This is a genomic window from Agrobacterium albertimagni AOL15 (genome assembly GCF_000300855.1).
GTDB classification, from domain to species: domain Bacteria; phylum Pseudomonadota; class Alphaproteobacteria; order Rhizobiales; family Rhizobiaceae; genus Allorhizobium; species Allorhizobium albertimagni.
This window is the reverse complement of sequence record NZ_ALJF01000002.1, coordinates 99,321-115,712: the sequence shown is the minus strand read 5'-3', so window position 1 is coordinate 115,712 and position 16,392 is coordinate 99,321. Positions and strand designations below refer to the sequence as shown.

Sequence of the window (16,392 nt, the reverse complement as noted above, 5' to 3'; positions counted from 1 at the left end):
GCCCTGCAATTGATCCTGGTCAAGCCGAATTGTCTCAATCGCCCGAACTGCGCAAGGCCGCGGCCGCACCCACGGGTCCGATCACGGCAAAGAGAAGCGTGATGGCCGACAGGAACATGAAGGGCGGCAGGAAAGGCGCAGGATCCTCGACCGCCGCATAGGAGGCACTGACCCCGAAGATCAGTACGGGGACGGCGAGCGGCAGCACGAGAATGGAGACCAGCAGACCGCCGCGGGGCAGGGCGACGGCCACCGCCGCCCCGGCCGCACCGATGAAGGTGATGGCCGGCGATCCGACCAGCAGCGTCAGCATGACGGCGCCGATGGCGACCTCATCCATGTTCATGAACAGACCGAGCAGCGGCGAGGCGATCACGAGCGGCAGACCGGTCGCCGCCCAATGCGCCAGGCATTTCACCAGGACGGTCAGTACGAGCGGCGTTTCCTGCATCAGCAGGATGTCGAGCGACCCGTCGTCGCGCTCGGCCTGGAACAGGCGGTCAAGGCCGAGCAGGGCCGAAAGCAGCGCACCGATCCAGACGATGGCGGGTCCGATCCGCGAGAGGAGATTGAGATCCGGCCCGACGCCGAAGGGGATGACGGCAACCACCGTGGTGAAGAACAGGACCCCAATCATGGCGCCGCCGCCGGCACGGACGGAGAGTTTCAGATCCCGGAGAAACAGCGCCATCATGCGGAATACTCCAGTTCGACGCCATCGAAGCCGAGCATCTCCAGCGTCTGGGCTCCATCCATCCCGAGCGGCTGATGGGTTGCGGCAAGTGCGATGCCGCCCGCTTCCCGGTGACGACGCACCAGCCCTTCGAACATCGCGTCGGCCTTGCGGTCGAGTGCGGCCGTCGGCTCGTCGAGGATCCAGACCGGGCGATGCGCGACAAGAAGCCGCGCCATCGCAAAGCGCCGCTGCTGACCGGCAGAAAGATAGCCGTAGGGAAGATGCGTGATGCCGGAAAGATCGACGGCCGCGGCAGCCTCCTCCACGCTGAGCCCCACTCCTCCGCCGATATCGCCGAGGAAGGATTTCCAGAAAGCGAGGTTCTCGGCGACCGTCAGCTCACGTTTCATGCCGTTTCGATGGCCGAGGTAATGACTGAATTCTCCGGCGGGCCGGGCCTCTCCGTCCGCGTCGGAAACACAGACCGCCCGGCCTGTCTCCGAACGAAGCAGTCCGGCAATCACGCGCAGAAGCGTCGATTTTCCGGAGCCGTTTCGGCCCGTCAGAACCATCGCTTCTCCCGGAGCCAACTTAAAGGAAACATTAACGAAAATCAGATCCTCGCCACGGCGCGCTGAGAGATTTTCGGCTTCGAGCCTGATCATGGTCGCCTTCTGGCAGGATGAGGCCTGCCTCATAAAAAATTCCGATTTCGTCCTTCGTCGGTCTGGCGCCTTTCTTAGAAATTATCTATAAGACCTGCAACCACGCCAGCGGCCGGCGTGAAGTTCATCCTTGTGCCGAACTTGGATATCGCGAGGAGCGATTTTCACGTGCGGACAGCGGAAATGGTCGTACCCGCATCCTGATGTGCATGAAGTGCATAGGCGTCCGCACGAACGTGTTGGCTATCAGAATATGCGGGGTTTCTATCCGTGGCTAAATCTCTCGACAGTTTCAATTGCCGGTCGGTCCTGACGGTCGATGGCAAGGACTATGTCTACTACAGTATCCCGAAGGCCGAAGCGAACGGTCTTGCCGGTGTATCGAAGCTCCCTTACTCGATGAAGGTGCTTCTCGAGAACCTTCTCCGCAATGAGGATGGCCGCTCGGTCACCAAGAAGGACATCCAGGCCGTCGCCGAATGGCTTGTTAACAAGGGCCTGGCCGAAGCGGAAATCGCCTACCGCCCGGCCCGCGTGCTGATGCAGGACTTCACCGGCGTTCCCGCCGTTGTCGACCTGGCCGCCATGCGCGACGCCATGGTTAATCTCGGTGGTGATCCGGAAAAGATCAACCCGCTGGTTCCCGTCGATCTCGTCATCGACCACTCTGTCATCGTCGACGAATTCGGCACGCCGACGGCCTTTGCCCGCAACGTCGAGCTCGAATACGAGCGCAATGGCGAGCGCTACCGCTTCCTGAAGTGGGGCCAGCAGGCGTTCAAGAATTTCCGCGTCGTGCCACCCGGCACCGGCATCTGTCACCAGGTCAATCTGGAATACCTCGGCCAGACCGTCTGGACCAAGGATGAGGACGGCGAAACCACGGCTTACCCGGACACCTGCGTCGGCACGGACAGCCACACCACGATGATCAACGGTCTTGGCGTTCTCGGCTGGGGTGTTGGCGGTATCGAAGCCGAAGCCGCCATGCTCGGCCAGCCGGTCTCCATGCTGCTGCCTGAAGTCATCGGCTTCAAGCTGACCGGCAAGGTCAAGGAAGGCGTGACCGCAACCGACCTCGTTCTGACCGTCGTGCAGATGCTGCGCAAGAAGGGCGTCGTCTCGAAGTTCGTCGAATTCTACGGCCCCGGCCTTGATTCGATGTCGCTCGCCGACCGCGCAACCATCGGCAATATGGGTCCGGAATACGGCGCCACCTGCGGCTTCTTCCCGGTTGACGGCGAAACCATCAACTACCTGACCATGTCGGGCCGCACCAAGGACCGTATTGCCCTGGTTGAAGCCTATTCCAAGGCTCAAGGGATGTGGCGCGACAATGATGGCGCCGACCTCGTCTTCACCGATACGCTGGAACTCGACCTCGGCGACGTCGTGCCGTCGATGGCCGGCCCGAAGCGTCCGGAAGGCCGTCTGCCGCTCGAAACCATTGCTCCGAACTTCGCAACGGCTCTCGAAGGCGATTACAAGAAGCCGGGTCAGCTGACCAATCGCTACGCGGTTGAAGGCACGGACTTCGACCTCGGCCATGGCGACGTGGCGATTGCCGCCATCACCTCCTGCACCAACACCTCGAACCCGAGCGTGCTGATTGCAGCTGGCCTTCTCGCCCGCAATGCCGTCGCCAAGGGCCTGAAGTCGAAGCCGTGGGTGAAGACCTCGCTGGCACCGGGATCCCAGGTTGTTGGCGAATATCTGGCCAAGTCCGGCCTTCAGACCTCGCTGGATGCCCTCGGCTTCAACCTCGTCGGCTTCGGCTGCACGACCTGCATCGGCAACTCCGGCCCGCTGCCGGCGCCGATCTCGAAGACGATCAACGACAAGGGCCTGATCACAGCGGGCGTGCTCTCTGGCAACCGCAACTTCGAAGGCCGCATCTCGCCTGACGTCCAGGCCAACTACCTGGCATCGCCGCCGCTGGTCGTCGCCTACGCACTCGCTGGCACCGTCCAGAAGGACCTGACCACCGAGCCGCTCGGTGAAGACCAGGACGGCAATCCGGTCTACCTCAAGGACATCTGGCCGACCTCGCACGAGATCCAGGAATTCATCCTGAAATACGTCACGCGCGAACTGTACGAATCGAAGTATGCCGACGTCTTCAAGGGCGACGAAAACTGGCAGGCCGTTCAGGTTCCCGCCGGTCAGACCTATGCCTGGGACGACAAGTCGACCTATGTCCAGAACCCGCCTTACTTCGTCGGCATGGGCAAGACCGGCTCGGGCCTGAAGGACATCAAGGGCGCCCGCGTCCTCGGTCTCTTCGGCGACAAGATCACCACCGACCACATCTCTCCGGCCGGTTCGATCAAGGCAGCGTCTCCGGCAGGAGCCTACCTGACCGACAACGGCGTCGCTGTGGCGGACTTCAACCAGTACGGCACGCGCCGTGGCAACCATGAAGTCATGATGCGCGGCACCTTCGCCAACATCCGCATCCGCAACCACATGCTCGGCCCGAACGGCAAGGAAGGTGGCTACACGGTCCACTATCCGTCTAAGGAAGAGCTGTCGATCTACGATGCGGCCATGATGTACAAGGAAGAGGGCGTTCCGCTCGTCATCTTCGCAGGTGTCGAATACGGTAACGGTTCGTCGCGTGACTGGGCTGCCAAGGGCACCAACCTGCTCGGCGTCAAGGCCGTGATCGCGCAGTCCTTCGAGCGCATCCACCGTTCGAACCTCGTTGGCATGGGCGTCGTGCCCTTCACCTTCGAGGACGGCACCACCTGGGCCTCGCTCAACCTCAAGGGCGACGAGATCGTCACGATCGAGGGCCTGGAAGGCGACATCAAGCCGCGCGAGAAGAAGATCGCCAAGATCACCTACTCCGACGGCACCGTGAAGGACGTACCGCTGCTCTGCCGCATCGATACGCTCGACGAAGTCACCTACATGAACAATGGCGGCATCCTGCAGACCGTTCTGCGCGATCTCGCCGCCTGATCGTCTGAGGCACAAGTCCAAGAGAGGCCGTCGGGAAACCGGCGGCCTTTCTTTTTGCAGAAGCCCGCTCGGTCAGTGCCGAAAGTTTCACCCCATCGTGACTTCCCGCATGGCGCTCTTGGCGCTATCAGTGCAGCACTCAAGTGAAGGCATCTCGATAGCATGCGGCACAAGAACTCTGACAAGACAACGGCATGGGTCACGGCATGGGCGATGGTGGCCTTGGCTGTCTCAAGCCTTTTCCTGTTTCCGGGACAAGGCGCGGCCGAGGAATTTGTCGAGCCAAAGGGTGTCGTCGAGCTCTTCACCTCGCAGGGCTGTCGCTCATGCCCGCCCGCCGATCGCGCATTCGAGAAACTGGTGCGCCAGGGCGAGGTTGTGGCCCTCTCCTATCACGTCGATTACTGGAACTATCTCGGTTGGGCCGATACGCTTGCCACGCCCGAGAACACCGAGCGGCAATATGCCTATGCCAAGGCCTTTGGCCGGAGTGGCGTCTACACGCCCCAGGCGGTTCTCAACGGTCGGGAGCACCTGAAGGGCACTGATGCTACCGATATCGACCGCCGCCTCCAGAGGCTCCAGTCTGCCGGCAAGGGTCTCGTCGTGCCCATCCGCGCATCGCGCCATGACGACCAGCTTTCGATCTCCGTGGGTGCCGGCCGCGGCAAGGCCAATGTTGTCGTTGTCTACTTCCGCCAGCATCAGGCCGTCGAGGTCCTGAAGGGTGAAAATACCGGACAGAACCTGGACTACTGGCACAGCGTGACCGATGTGCAGACCGTCGGCATGTGGGACGGGAAGCCTCTGGATCTCACACTTCCCGCCAGACGCATGGGCGACGACAAGAGCGACGGCTGCGCTATCCTGCTGCAGGCAGCGGATGAAAAAGGAAACCCATCTCATATCGTCGGTGCGACGATGATGATGGTGAAGCCGAAGACTCTGTAAGGGAAAAGAACTTGGTGTGGTCCGGCCCGGAAGCATTGGGGGGCTGGGGGTAAGGGGTCAATGCGCCAGACCGGACCGTTTGGCGCACCGCGCCAACCAAGTTAGTTATATACTATCGCAAAAAGCGGCGCAGGTATGTTCAAAATTGGGCAGTCGGACGTTTATCTGATTTGACGCGTGACAACGGTCACACGCGATCGCCAAAAGTTGAAACGAAAAAAGCCCGTCCGGCAGGCGGATGGGCTTCTGATGCAATTACCGTGGTCTCGACTTAGCCCTGCAGGGCGTCGTAGGCCGCAACGCTTCTGACGGCACGCTCGCCAATCAGCTTGACATCGTCGCCCGGTTTGTACAGGCTGGAGCCAAGGCCGAACGCACGAACGCCGACTTTCCAGTAGTCGGCGAAGTTGGCATCGGAGACACCACCAACAGCGCCGATCGGCAGATTCGGTGGCAGGATCGCCTTGATGGCCGAAATGCCGCCTGGTCCGAGCACGCTTGCCGGGAAGAACTTCAGCGCTGCAGCACCAGACTTGGCGGCAAGAAGCGCTTCGGTCGGCGTGAAGACGCCCGGCATTGCCACCATTCCATGGGCGACGGCACGCCTGATGACGTCGGGTTCGACATTCGGCGTTACCAAAAGATTTCCGCCAACGTCATGAAGCCGATCAACCTGCTCGACCTCAAGCACCGTGCCAGCACCGATTAGAACGTTTGAGGGTGCGCGCTTGCGCGCCTTCTCGATCGACACGAAAGGGTCAGGTGAGTTGAGCGGCACTTCGATCGCTTCGAAGCCGGCTTCGACGAGAGCATCGACGGTTGCCTCAATCTCGGTCGGATTGATGCCGCGCAGGATGGCAACGAGATTGCGGCGAAGGGCGGGCCAGGCAACGGATGCAGTCATCGTTCAGTCCTTGAATTCGTGGTCGAAAAGCGAAAGGGCCGACGCGAGCAGGCCTCGGCGCACCAGCAGACCGCCATCAAGCAGGATAGGCTCACCGCCGGCCTTGGTGATGGCGCGCGCATAAAGACGCGTCAGCTTGCCCGTTCCGATTAGATAGGCCTTTCCGTGGCGCAGAAGGTCATCGCGGATGGCGACGATCTCGGCACCGATGAGAAGGCCGGAAAGGCGCGCCGCCGCATTGACCTTCGCCCCTTGGCCAGCAAGAAGGCTTTCGGCACGGATGGAAAACAGCACCGACGTCAATGCGAAGCCGGGCGCGAGCGCCTGCGCAACGGCCGCATCGAAAATGTCGGGATCCGCCTCCGCATCCCCGTCTTCCGGAACGGAAAGACGCAGGATCGATTGCCGGCTAATCAGATTGAACAGCTCACCGGTCATGACCGTCGAGAAGCGCCTGACCTGACCACCCTCGACCAAGGCCCATTTGGAATGAGTACCGGGCAGGCAGAACAGGGCGTCATCGAGGCCCTGCTCCAGCGCGCCGGCCAATTGCGTTTCCTCGCCGCGCATGACGTCAAAGGCGCCACCTCCGCGCTGGCAGACACCCGGAAGGATGTAGACAGGACGGCTGAGGCCCTCGGGCTGCACGGCATGTTGGAAGAGGCCCACCAGAGGCGCTGGCGTTTCCACATAGGGTGCTTCGCGCCAGCCGGTGCGAGCGCCCGCCATGCCCGCAATGACGACCGGTAGATCTGCAGGCGCGCCAAGCGCCGACAGGTGTGCCTCCAGCACCGCGGGATAGGCAGCCTTCTCCAGGCTGCCCATTCCCTCAGGCGACTGTCGTTCACCGATCACCGCACCTTGGCTGTCGACGAGCCAGATACGCAGGTTGCTGGTGCCCCAATCGACGAGCGCGGCAAACGGTGATCCAGTCACGTCGGCTCCTTAAGCCAGATCGATCGGCAGAAGGGCAGCCGGGATATCCTGGTAGCAGACCGGCCGCAGGAAGCGGCGGATCGAGAGCGTACCGACCGAAGTCGCACCGAAGTTCGTGGACGCCGGGTAGGGACCGCCGTGAACCATGGAATCGGCCACTTCGACGCCCGTCGGGAAGCCGTTGGCCAGCACACGGCCAGCCTTGCGTTCCAGGATCGGCATCAGCCGCTTGCCAAGCGCTTCGTCACCGGCGTCGACATGCAAAGATGCCGTCAACTGGCCGGAAAGGCTGCGGGCCATGGCGACCATTTCGTCTTCGCTTTCCGCGATGACGATAAGGCCGAGCGGACCGAAGACCTCTTCGCCGAGCACGTGATTGTCCAGCCAATCCTTGGCGGTGGTCTGGAACAGGTACGGTGTGGCATTGCGCAGGTCGCAGGTCGAGGTGAGTACCGAGCGCACGCCTTCGGTACCGGCGATGCGGGTGGCACCGTCGCGATAGGCCTTGGCGATGCCGTCGGTCAGCATGGTCTGCGGTCCGACACCCGAAAGGGCCTCGGTAGCCGTCTCGACGAACTTGTCGGCATCGGCGCCCTTCAGCAGCACAACGATACCAGGGTTCGTGCAGAACTGCCCGGCACCCATGGTCAGCGAACCGACCCAGCCCTTTGCGATGGCTTCGCCACGGTTGGCAATGGCCTTCGGCAGCATGAACATCGGGTTGACCGAGCCGAGCTCACCGAAGAACGGGATCGGCTCAGGGCGCTGGGCGCAGAGATCGAAGAGTGCGCGGCCACCACCGAGCGAACCGGTGAAACCGACCGCCTTGATCAGCGGATGCTGGACGAGGGCCTGGCCGACATCGCGGCTGCCGCCATGCACGAGGGAGAAGACGCCCGGGTGAACGCCGCAACGCTTGATCGCTGCGTCAATGGCGGACGCCACGATTTCACCCGTGCCCGGATGGGCATCATGCGCCTTGACGACGACGGGGCAGCCGGCTGCGAGGGCCGCTGCCGTGTCACCACCGGCCGTTGAAAAGGCGAGCGGGAAATTCGAGGCGCCGAAGACGGCAACCGGGCCGATTGGGCGCTGGACCATCTGAAGGTCCGGACGCGGAAGCGGCTTGCGATCGGGCAGGGCTTCGTCGTGACGACGATCGAGATAGTCGCCCTTGCGGATATGGGCCGCGAACAGGCGAAGCTGGCCGACAGTACGACCGCGCTCACCGATCAGGCGGGCTTCCGGCAGGCCGGTTTCCTGAGAGCCGATCTCGGTGATCGCATCGCCACGCGCATCGATTTCTTCTGCGATGGCATCAAGAAAAGCGGCGCGCTCTTCGCGCGTCGAATAGGCATAGGTTTCGAAGGCCTCTTCAGCGGCCTTGACCGCCTGATCGACCAGGGCAGGGGTGCCCTTCGAGAAGGTGTGGGAGGAGCCCGTGGCAGGCGACGAGGCGAAGGTGTCCGTGCTGGCAATCCAGTTGCCGGCGATCAGGTGTTTTCCAGTCGGTATATAGGCCATGGATCGGGCCTCCTTTTCTTCTCAGTCTTCGAAGTGAGCGACGACTTTTCGTTCCCCGCAGAGGAATGAATCCGCCACGATACGCAGCGGCTGATAGTCGGTGTCGCTCTGGCGGGAGCGTATGAGGTGGGCAAAGCGTTCGTAGATTCCCGCATATTCGCGGTCCGGGCCGGACGCCTGTTCCTTACCCCCGATATAGAGTTCCGAGCCGCCCTTTGAAAGGCGCAACTCGCCGGCATTCGTCTGGACTGTGATGTCCCACGTCTGAGGGCCTTCCTGTCGCCAGTCGAATTCGGCCGAGATGGGCGCGCCTTCGACGGTCCGCATGGCGATGGAAGCGGCGATCGGCTGCTTCTTGTTTTCAGGGAACTCGAGAACCGAGTTCTGCACCATGATATGGCCGGGTACGATCTCGGTCAGAATGGAGAGTGCATTGATGCCGGGATCGAAGACGCCGAAGCCGCCCGGTTCCCAGATCCAGGCCTGGCCGGGATGCCAGCGGCGCACATCTTCCTTCCAGACGATCGAGATCGACTGGATGACCTTGTCCGACAGCCACTGCTTTGCCGGCTCGACACCAAGGGCAAAGCGCGAATGCCAGGTGGCAAACAGCGTCACACCGGCCTTGGCAGCGAGCTCCGACAGAGCCTCGGCTTCGCCAAGCGTCGTTGCAGGCGGCTTTTCCATCAGTACATGGCGACCGGCTGAAATCGCAGCCTTTGCCATGTCGAAGCGGACCTCAGGCGGCGTGCAAAGCGACACGACCTTGATGTCTGGGCGCGCTGCGAGGAACTCGTCGAAATCGGTGAAGTTCTCCGCACCCTCGACCTTTCCGTGACGGCTGACGCCGACGGCAACGACGAAATCATTGCCGCCTTCGATCGACGGGATGTGCTGGTCGCGGGCGATCTTGCCGATGCCGACGAGCGCGAGCGGGATACGTTCTGCCATGGTGAGATCCCTCAGTGTGCGTCCTTGCCGACCGGCGAGCCGCGGCAGCCCTTCAGGAAGTCGAAGTCGGCACCGGTATCGGCACCCTCGACGTGATCATGGAAGAGCTTGGCATAACCGCTTGCCGGCGGTTCGACCGGCGGACGCCATTCGGCGAGGCGACGCTGCATTTCCTCGTCGGAGATATCGAGATGCACGCGACGCGATTCGACATCGACTTCGATGAAGTCACCATTCTTGACGATGGCGAGCGGTCCACCGCGCGCCGCTTCCGGCGAGGTGTGCAGGAGCACTGTGCCGTAAGCGGTGCCGGACATGCGCGCGTCGGAAATGCGGACCATGTCGGTGATCCCCTTGCGCAGCACCTTCGGCGGAAGGCCCATATTGCCCACTTCCGCCATGCCCGGATAACCGCGCGGACCGCAGTACTTGAGGACCATGACGCAGGTCTCGTCGATGTCGAGCGCCTCGTCGTTGATCTTCGCCTTGTAGTCGTCGATGTCTTCGAAGACCACGGCGCGGCCGCGATGCTTCATCAGGTGCGGAGAGGCAGCCGACGGCTTCAGCACGCATCCCTTCGGCGCGAGGTTGCCGCGCAGAACGACGATACCGCCCTGCTGGGTGAGCGCCTTGTCGACCGGCAGGATAACGTCCTCGTTCCAGTTGCGAACGTCCTTGACCTCGTCCCAGATGCTTTCGCCGGAAACCGTCAGAGCGTCCTTGTGCAGCTTTCCGGCTTCGCCGAGCATCTTGATGACCACAGGCAGACCACCCGCATAGAAGAACTCTTCCATCAGATACTTGCCCGACGGCATGAGGTTGACGATCGTCGGGATGTCGCGGCCGAGGCGGTCCCAGTCGTCGAGCGTGATGTCGACGCCGACGCGGCCGGCCATCGCCAGAATGTGAACGACAGCATTCGTCGAGCCGCCGATGGCACCATTGACGCGGATCGCGTTCTCGAAGGCTTCCTTCGTCATGATGTCGGAGGGCTTGAGATCGTCCTTGACCATCTGCACGATGCGACGGCCTGAAAGCTGCGCCATCACTTTGCGGCGGCTGTCGACGGCCGGGATCGCGGCGTTTCCGGAGAGCGCCATGCCGAGAGCTTCAACCATCGACGCCATGGTCGAAGCAGTGCCCATGGTATTGCAGGTACCGCTGGAGCGGGACATCGAAGCTTCGGCCTCGACGAATTCTTCCTGCGTCATCTCACCCGCCTTCACGGCTTCGGAGAACTTCCACAGATGCGTGCCGGATCCGACACGCTCGCCGCGGAAATAGCCGTTCAGCATCGGACCGCCAGTCACGACGATCGAAGGAATGTCAGTCGAAGCGGCCCCCATGACGAGCGAAGGGGTTGTTTTGTCGCAGCCGACGAGCAGAACGGCACCATCGATCGGCTGGCCGCGCATGGCTTCCTCGACGGCGAGTGCCGCAAGGTTGCGATACATCATGGCGGTCGGGCGGAAGGTGTTTTCCGACGCCGAGAATACCGGAACTTCGACCGGGAAGCCGCCGGCTTCCCAAACGCCAGCCTTCACCTTTTCGGCCAGCTCGCGCAGATGCCCGTTACAGGGGGTGAGGTCGGACCAGGTGTTGAGAATACCGATGACGGGACGACCGTCGAACAGGTCGTGCGGGTGGCCCTGGTTCTTCATCCAGCCACGATGATAGATCGTGTCGCGGGACGTGCCCCCGTACCAGTGCTGCGATCTCAGTTGGCGCGGCCAGGCCGCCGGTTTGAATTTGCTCATGGCTATCGTCCTGTCTCTGTTGAATGGGCGGGTCGGCTGACCGATCCGCTCAGAGCATCTTCACCTTGACGGTCTCTGCGGCAGCCTTTGCCAGGCGGTTGCGCAGCGGAAGACCGAATTGCGGGGACTCGATTTCGAATACGTCGCCTTCCTGCGTCACGAATCCATCAGCCACGGACAGTGTTGCCGTGCCGTACATGTGGATGTGAAGGTCGCCGGGCTGGCAGAACAGCGCATATTTGAAGTGGTGATATTCAAGGTTCGCGATCGTGTGAGACATGTTCGCCTCGCCCGAAAGGAAGGGCTTTTCCCACACTGTCTTGCCGCCACGCAGGATGCGCGAGGTGCCTTCGACGTGATCGGGAAGGGCGCCGACACGAAGCTCCGGACCGAAGGAGGCCGGACGCAGCTTGGAATGGGCGAGGAAGAGATAGTTGATCTTCTCGGTCACATGGTCGGAGAATTCGTTGGCAACGGAGAAGCCGAGGCGATGCGCAGTGCCGTCGTCACCGATGATGTAATAGCCGGCCATTTCCGGTTCTTCACCGCCATCGAGAGCGAAAGACGGCGAGACGAGGTCGTCACCGGGTGCGACTGCGTTGAAGCCGTTGCCCTTGTAGAACCACTCGGGCTGGACGCCCGTTTCGCCGGGCTTCGGCTTGCCGCCTTCGAGCCCCATGCGGAACATCTTCATCGAGTCACTCATGCCGGCGGTATCCGCATGCATGTTGTCTCGCGCCGATGCCGAACCCGTATGGGTCAGACCCGTACCGGTCAGGTACATATGTGCCGGATCGGGATGGCGGACCGGGCAGTCGAGCTTGCCTTCGGCGGCGAGCGCGAGGAAGTCTACAGTGTCGCCTTGGCCCTGCTTTTCGATCAAGGCTGCAACGGTGGTCCCGGCGGCAATCGCCGCCTTGGCCAGTTCGTAGGTGGAGTTAAATCCTGGGACAAGGCGCGCAGCCTCACCCTGGCGGCAAATGATGCCGCCAGCCTTCAATTGCGAGAGAAACATAAGCCTATCCTCAGACTGCTTTGTTCTTGTTGTAAACGTCGAAGAAGACAGCAGCCAAAAGCACGAGGCCCTTGATGAGCTGCTGGTAGTCGATGCCGATACCCATGATCGACATGCCGTTGTTCATGACACCCATGATGAAGGCGCCAATGACTGCACCGGTAATCTTGCCAACGCCGCCGGATGCCGAGGCGCCGCCGATGAAGCAGGCCGCGATGACGTCGAGTTCGAAGCCGACGCCCGCCTTCGGCGTTGCCGAATTGAGGCGCGCCGCGATGATCATGCCGGCGAGAGCCGCAAGCACGCCCATGTTGACGAACGCATAGAAAGTGAGCCGCTCGGTGTTGATGCCCGAGAGCTTGGCCGCCTTCTCGTTGCCACCCAGTGCATAGATCCGGCGACCGATGGTCGTCCGTGTGGTGACGAAGGAGTAAAGCGCAATCAGGATGCCCATGACGACGAGCACGTTCGGCAGGCCGCGATAGGTCGCCAGCTGATAGCCGAGGAAGATCGCGACAACGCTGATGATGCCCATCTGCACGGCGAAGAAGACGAAGGGTTCGTTTTCAGTGCCGTGCTCTTCGTTCAGGCGACGATGCTTCATGCCGTTGAAGATCGCCAGAGCCACGAGCAGCACGACGACGATGATGGCGACATGGTTTGCGATACCCGTCGTTGCAGTGTCCGTCAGCGGCAGGAAATCCGGGATGAAGCCGGTCGACAGCAGGGTGAATTCCTTCGGGAACGGACCGATTGGGCGCCCCTGCAGGACCACATAGGTGAGACCGCGGAAAACCAGCATGCCGGCAAGCGTCACGATGAAGGACGGGATCTTCTGATAGGCGACCCAGTAACCCTGGGCAGCGCCCATGATGCCGCCAAGCATCAGACACAGCGGAATGACCAGCGAGAAATGCCAGCCCCATTTGACCAGCATGATCGCCGATATACCGCCGATGAAGGCGACGATCGAGCCGACCGACAGGTCGATATGCCCCGCCACGATGATCAGCAGCATGCCGAGCGCCATGATGACGATGAACGAGTTCTGCAGCACCAGGTTGGTGATGTTGACCGGGCGGAAGAGAACGCCATTGGTCAGGAATTGGAACAGCAGCATGATGACGACGAGCGCCAGCAGCAGTCCGTATTCGCGGATGTTGTTGCGCAGGTAGTCGCCCACGGAGACCTTGGGGGTTTCGGTTCTTGTGTCGATGGCCATTAGTGTTTCTCCCCAGAGCGCATGATGGCACGCATGATGGACTCTTGGCTTGCTTCTTCCTTGGACAGTTCCGCGACGATGCGACCTTCGTTCATGACGTAGATGCGGTCGCAGGTGCCGAGCAGTTCCGGCATTTCCGATGAGATCATCAGAATGCCCTTACCTTCGGCGGCAAGCTGGTTGATGATGGTGTAGATTTCGAATTTCGCGCCGACGTCGATGCCGCGGGTCGGCTCGTCGAGGATCAGGATCTCCGGATTAGTGAACAACCACTTCGACAGCACAACCTTCTGCTGGTTGCCGCCGGACAGGTTGACCGCTTCCTGATAGATCGAATGCGACCGGATCCTGAGCTTCTGCCGGTAATCGGCAGCCACCTTGGCTTCCTTGCGATCGTCGATCACTGTGCCACTGGACACGCCATTGAGATTGGCGAGCGTGGTGTTTTCCTTGATATTGTTCTGCAGGACGAGACCGAGATGTTTGCGGTCTTCCGTCACATAGGCAAGACCCGCACCGATCGCCTTCGGGATGGTCGAGACGTCGACCGGTTTACCGTGCATCCACACATCGCCGGTGATCTTGTGACCCCAGGACTTGCCGAAAATGCTCATCGCCGTCTCGGTGCGGCCAGCACCCATGAGACCGGCGATGCCGACGACTTCGCCGGCCCGAACGTTGAAGGCGACATCATGCAGGAACTGGCGATCACGGTGGTTCTGATGGAAGACGTTCCAGTTCTTCACTTCGAGAAGCATCTCGCCGATCTTCGGTTCGCGCTTCGGATAGCGGTCTTCCATGTCACGACCGACCATGCCCTTGATGATCCGGTCTTCCGTGATTTCCTGCGTATGACAGTCGAGGGTTTCGACCGTGCCGCCGTCGCGAATGATGGTGATCTGGTCGGCGACCTTGCGGATTTCGTTGAGCTTGTGGGAGATGATGATCGAGGTCATCCCCTGCTTGCGGAACTCCATCAGAAGCGTCAGCAGCGCGTCCGAATCCGTTTCATTAAGCGAAGCTGTCGGCTCGTCGAGAATGAGAAGCCGGACCTTCTTCGACAGCGCCTTGGCGATTTCGACCAGCTGCTGCTTGCCGACGCCAATGTCGGTAATGCGCGTCGAAGGCGGGTCCTTCAGGCCAACCTTCGCCAGCAGCTCTTTCGTCCGCGCGAAGGTCTGGGGCCAGTGGATCACGCCATTGTCGGCGATCTCGTTGCCGAGGAAGATGTTCTCGGCGATCGACAGGAGCGGCACGAGCGCCAGCTCCTGGTGAATAATGATGATGCCGAGTTCCTCGCTGTCGGAAATCCGGCCGAAGCGACGGACTTCGCCGTCGTAGTAGATATCGCCGTCATAGGTGCCCGCCGGATACACGCCGCTCAGGACCTTCATCAGCGTGGACTTGCCGGCACCGTTTTCGCCGACCAGCGCGTGGATCTCTCCCTCGCGCACCTTGAAGCTGACATTGTCCAGCGCTTTCACGCCGGGGAATGTCTTTGTGATGCCGCGCATCTCGAGAATGATGTTGTCCATGTACAGAATTCCTGCGCCAAGCCAGCGATCCTATCTGGATCCAGCCGGAGGCGCGAGCTCCCTCAATGCGTATAGAAAAGGGGTCCGCGACGGATCGCGGACCCGGATGCGATCCGAAGGATCAGTTGTCGATCTGCTCGGCCGTGTAGTAGCCGGCATTGACCAGAACGTCCTTGGCATTGGCCTTGTCGAGAGCGACAGGCTTCAGCAGGTAGGACGGAACGACCTTGACACCGTTGTTGTAGGTCTCGTTGTCGTTGATCTCGGGCTCCTTGCCTTCCATGATGGCTTCGACCATCGAGACGGCAACCTTGGCGAGTTCGCGGGTGTCCTTGAAGACGGTCGAGTACTGCTCGTCAGCAAGCATCGACTTGATCGAGGGCAGCTCGGCGTCCTGACCGGTGACGACCGGCATCGCCATGTCGCCCGAACCGTAGCCTACGCCCTTGAGAGCCGACAGGATACCGATGGAGAGACCGTCATACGGCGAAAGAGCGCCGTGCAGCTTGTCTTCGGTGTAGGTCGAGGACAGCAGGTTTTCCATACGAGCCTGGGCAACAGTACCGTCCCAACGCAGCGTACCGACCTGGTCCATGCCCTGCTGGCCGGACTTGATCACGATGTCGCCGCTGTCGATGAGCGGCTGCAGAACCGACATGGCGCCGTCGTAGAAGAAGAAGGCGTTGTTGTCGTCAGGCGAACCGCCGAACAGTTCGACGTTCCACGGCTTGGTGTCCGGGAACTTGGCCTTGAGGCCATCAACGAGGCTGGTTGCCTGGAGAACGCCGACCTGGAAGTTGTCGAAGGTGGCGTAGAAGTCGACATTGCCCGAGTCACGGATCAGACGGTCATAAGCGATGACCTTGACGCCGGCATCAGCAGCCTTCTGCAGGATGTCGGAGAGCGTGGTGCCGTCGATGGCGCCGATCACGAGAACCTTGGCACCCTTGGTGACCATGTTTTCGATCTGGGCCAGCTGGTTCGGAATGTCGTCGTCAGCAAACTGCAGGTCCGGCGTGTAGCCAGCGTCCTGGAACAGCTTTTGCATGGTCTCGCCATCGGAAATCCAGCGGGTCGACGTCTTCGTCGGCATTGAAATGCCGACCATGCCCTTGTCCTGTGCGAAGGACGCGGGCGCGAATGATGCGATGCCGATTGCGAGCGACGCAATCAGGGCGCCAAGTTTCTTCATGGTAACCTCCCTGGTCATACCGTGCGAGGCCAAGCTCCTCCTGGCACTCGCTGAAACAAGAACGAGCGGCTGACGGGGCAGCCCCCAGCTCCGTGGCGAG

Annotated in this window: 13 protein-coding genes; 2 read left to right on the top strand and 11 right to left on the bottom strand. The window is 61.4% G+C overall.

Annotated elements, in window-relative coordinates:
• Positions 1 to 34: 34 nt before the first annotated feature.
• Positions 35 to 694 (bottom strand): heme exporter protein CcmB, encoded by a 660-nt coding sequence (gene ccmB / locus QWE_RS01335; protein ID WP_006724257.1) that lies wholly within the window; start codon positions 692 to 694, stop codon positions 35 to 37.
• Positions 691 to 1,338, bottom strand: a complete 648-nt coding sequence (gene ccmA / locus QWE_RS01330) for a heme ABC exporter ATP-binding protein CcmA (protein ID WP_040299346.1) — start codon at positions 1,336 to 1,338, stop codon at positions 691 to 693. The genes ccmB and ccmA overlap by 4 nt, the downstream gene beginning before the upstream one ends.
• 273 nt (positions 1,339 to 1,611) lie before the next feature.
• On the opposite strand from ccmA, the gene acnA reads away from it, so the two are divergent.
• On the top strand, positions 1,612 to 4,305 hold the full coding sequence (gene acnA / locus QWE_RS01325) for an aconitate hydratase AcnA (RefSeq protein ID WP_006724255.1): 2,694 nt from the start codon (positions 1,612 to 1,614) through the stop codon (positions 4,303 to 4,305).
• A gap of 162 nt (positions 4,306 to 4,467) precedes the next feature.
• Positions 4,468 to 5,256: a DUF1223 domain-containing protein gene (locus QWE_RS01320; protein WP_006724254.1), complete on the top strand. Its 789-nt coding sequence runs from the start codon at positions 4,468 to 4,470 to the stop codon at positions 5,254 to 5,256.
• A gap of 271 nt (positions 5,257 to 5,527) precedes the next feature.
• Here QWE_RS01320 and QWE_RS01315 read toward each other — a convergent pair whose 3' ends face one another.
• The 9 genes from QWE_RS01315 to chvE all read right to left on the bottom strand — a co-directional run bounded on the left by QWE_RS01315 (position 5,528) and on the right by chvE (position 16,292).
• A complete protein-coding gene (locus tag QWE_RS01315; RefSeq protein ID WP_006724253.1) occupies positions 5,528 to 6,160 on the bottom strand; it encodes a 2-dehydro-3-deoxy-6-phosphogalactonate aldolase in 633 nt (210 codons plus the stop codon).
• 3 nt (positions 6,161 to 6,163) lie between these two features.
• A complete protein-coding gene (locus QWE_RS01310; RefSeq protein WP_006724252.1) occupies positions 6,164 to 7,096 on the bottom strand; it encodes a 2-dehydro-3-deoxygalactonokinase in 933 nt (310 codons plus the stop codon).
• Positions 7,097 to 7,105: 9 nt separating this feature from the next.
• Positions 7,106 to 8,620, bottom strand: a complete 1,515-nt coding sequence (locus QWE_RS01305) for an aldehyde dehydrogenase (NADP(+)) (protein ID WP_006724251.1) — start codon at positions 8,618 to 8,620, stop codon at positions 7,106 to 7,108.
• A gap of 21 nt (positions 8,621 to 8,641) precedes the next feature.
• Positions 8,642 to 9,571, bottom strand: a complete 930-nt coding sequence (locus QWE_RS01300) for a Gfo/Idh/MocA family protein (protein ID WP_006724250.1) — start codon at positions 9,569 to 9,571, stop codon at positions 8,642 to 8,644.
• A gap of 11 nt (positions 9,572 to 9,582) precedes the next feature.
• A complete protein-coding gene (gene araD / locus QWE_RS01295; protein WP_006724249.1) occupies positions 9,583 to 11,328 on the bottom strand; it encodes an L-arabinonate dehydratase in 1,746 nt (581 codons plus the stop codon).
• A gap of 49 nt (positions 11,329 to 11,377) precedes the next feature.
• Positions 11,378 to 12,343, bottom strand: coding sequence for an AraD1 family protein (gene araD1 / locus QWE_RS01290; protein ID WP_006724248.1), 966 nt, complete (start codon positions 12,341 to 12,343; stop codon positions 11,378 to 11,380).
• Between the two features lie 10 nt (positions 12,344 to 12,353).
• On the bottom strand, positions 12,354 to 13,565 hold the full coding sequence (gene mmsB, locus QWE_RS01285; protein WP_006724247.1) for a multiple monosaccharide ABC transporter permease: 1,212 nt from the start codon (positions 13,563 to 13,565) through the stop codon (positions 12,354 to 12,356).
• Positions 13,565 to 15,100 carry a multiple monosaccharide ABC transporter ATP-binding protein gene (gene mmsA, locus QWE_RS01280; RefSeq protein ID WP_006724246.1) on the bottom strand — a complete coding sequence of 512 codons (1,536 nt, stop codon included), beginning with the start codon at positions 15,098 to 15,100 and terminating at the stop codon, positions 13,565 to 13,567. Before mmsA ends, mmsB begins: the two co-directional genes overlap by 1 nt.
• A gap of 121 nt (positions 15,101 to 15,221) precedes the next feature.
• Positions 15,222 to 16,292, bottom strand: a complete 1,071-nt coding sequence (chvE, locus tag QWE_RS01275; RefSeq protein WP_006724245.1) for a multiple monosaccharide ABC transporter substrate-binding protein — start codon at positions 16,290 to 16,292, stop codon at positions 15,222 to 15,224.
• Between the last annotated feature and the right edge of the window lie 100 nt (positions 16,293 to 16,392).

Coding starts and splice junctions, on each gene's coding strand:
- araD (WP_006724249.1), bottom strand. CDS start 11,328: ATGAGCAAATTCAAACCGGCGGCCTGGCCGCGCCAACTGAGATCGCAG.
- QWE_RS01315 (WP_006724253.1), bottom strand. CDS start 6,160: ATGACTGCATCCGTTGCCTGGCCCGCCCTTCGCCGCAATCTCGTTGCC.
- ccmB (WP_006724257.1), bottom strand. CDS start 694: ATGATGGCGCTGTTTCTCCGGGATCTGAAACTCTCCGTCCGTGCCGGC.
- QWE_RS01320 (WP_006724254.1), top strand. CDS start 4,468: ATGCGGCACAAGAACTCTGACAAGACAACGGCATGGGTCACGGCATGG.
- mmsA (WP_006724246.1), bottom strand. CDS start 15,100: ATGGACAACATCATTCTCGAGATGCGCGGCATCACAAAGACATTCCCC.
- mmsB (WP_006724247.1), bottom strand. CDS start 13,565: ATGGCCATCGACACAAGAACCGAAACCCCCAAGGTCTCCGTGGGCGAC.
- chvE (WP_006724245.1), bottom strand. CDS start 16,292: ATGAAGAAACTTGGCGCCCTGATTGCGTCGCTCGCAATCGGCATCGCA.
- QWE_RS01300 (WP_006724250.1), bottom strand. CDS start 9,571: ATGGCAGAACGTATCCCGCTCGCGCTCGTCGGCATCGGCAAGATCGCC.
- araD1 (WP_006724248.1), bottom strand. CDS start 12,343: ATGTTTCTCTCGCAATTGAAGGCTGGCGGCATCATTTGCCGCCAGGGT.
- QWE_RS01305 (WP_006724251.1), bottom strand. CDS start 8,620: ATGGCCTATATACCGACTGGAAAACACCTGATCGCCGGCAACTGGATT.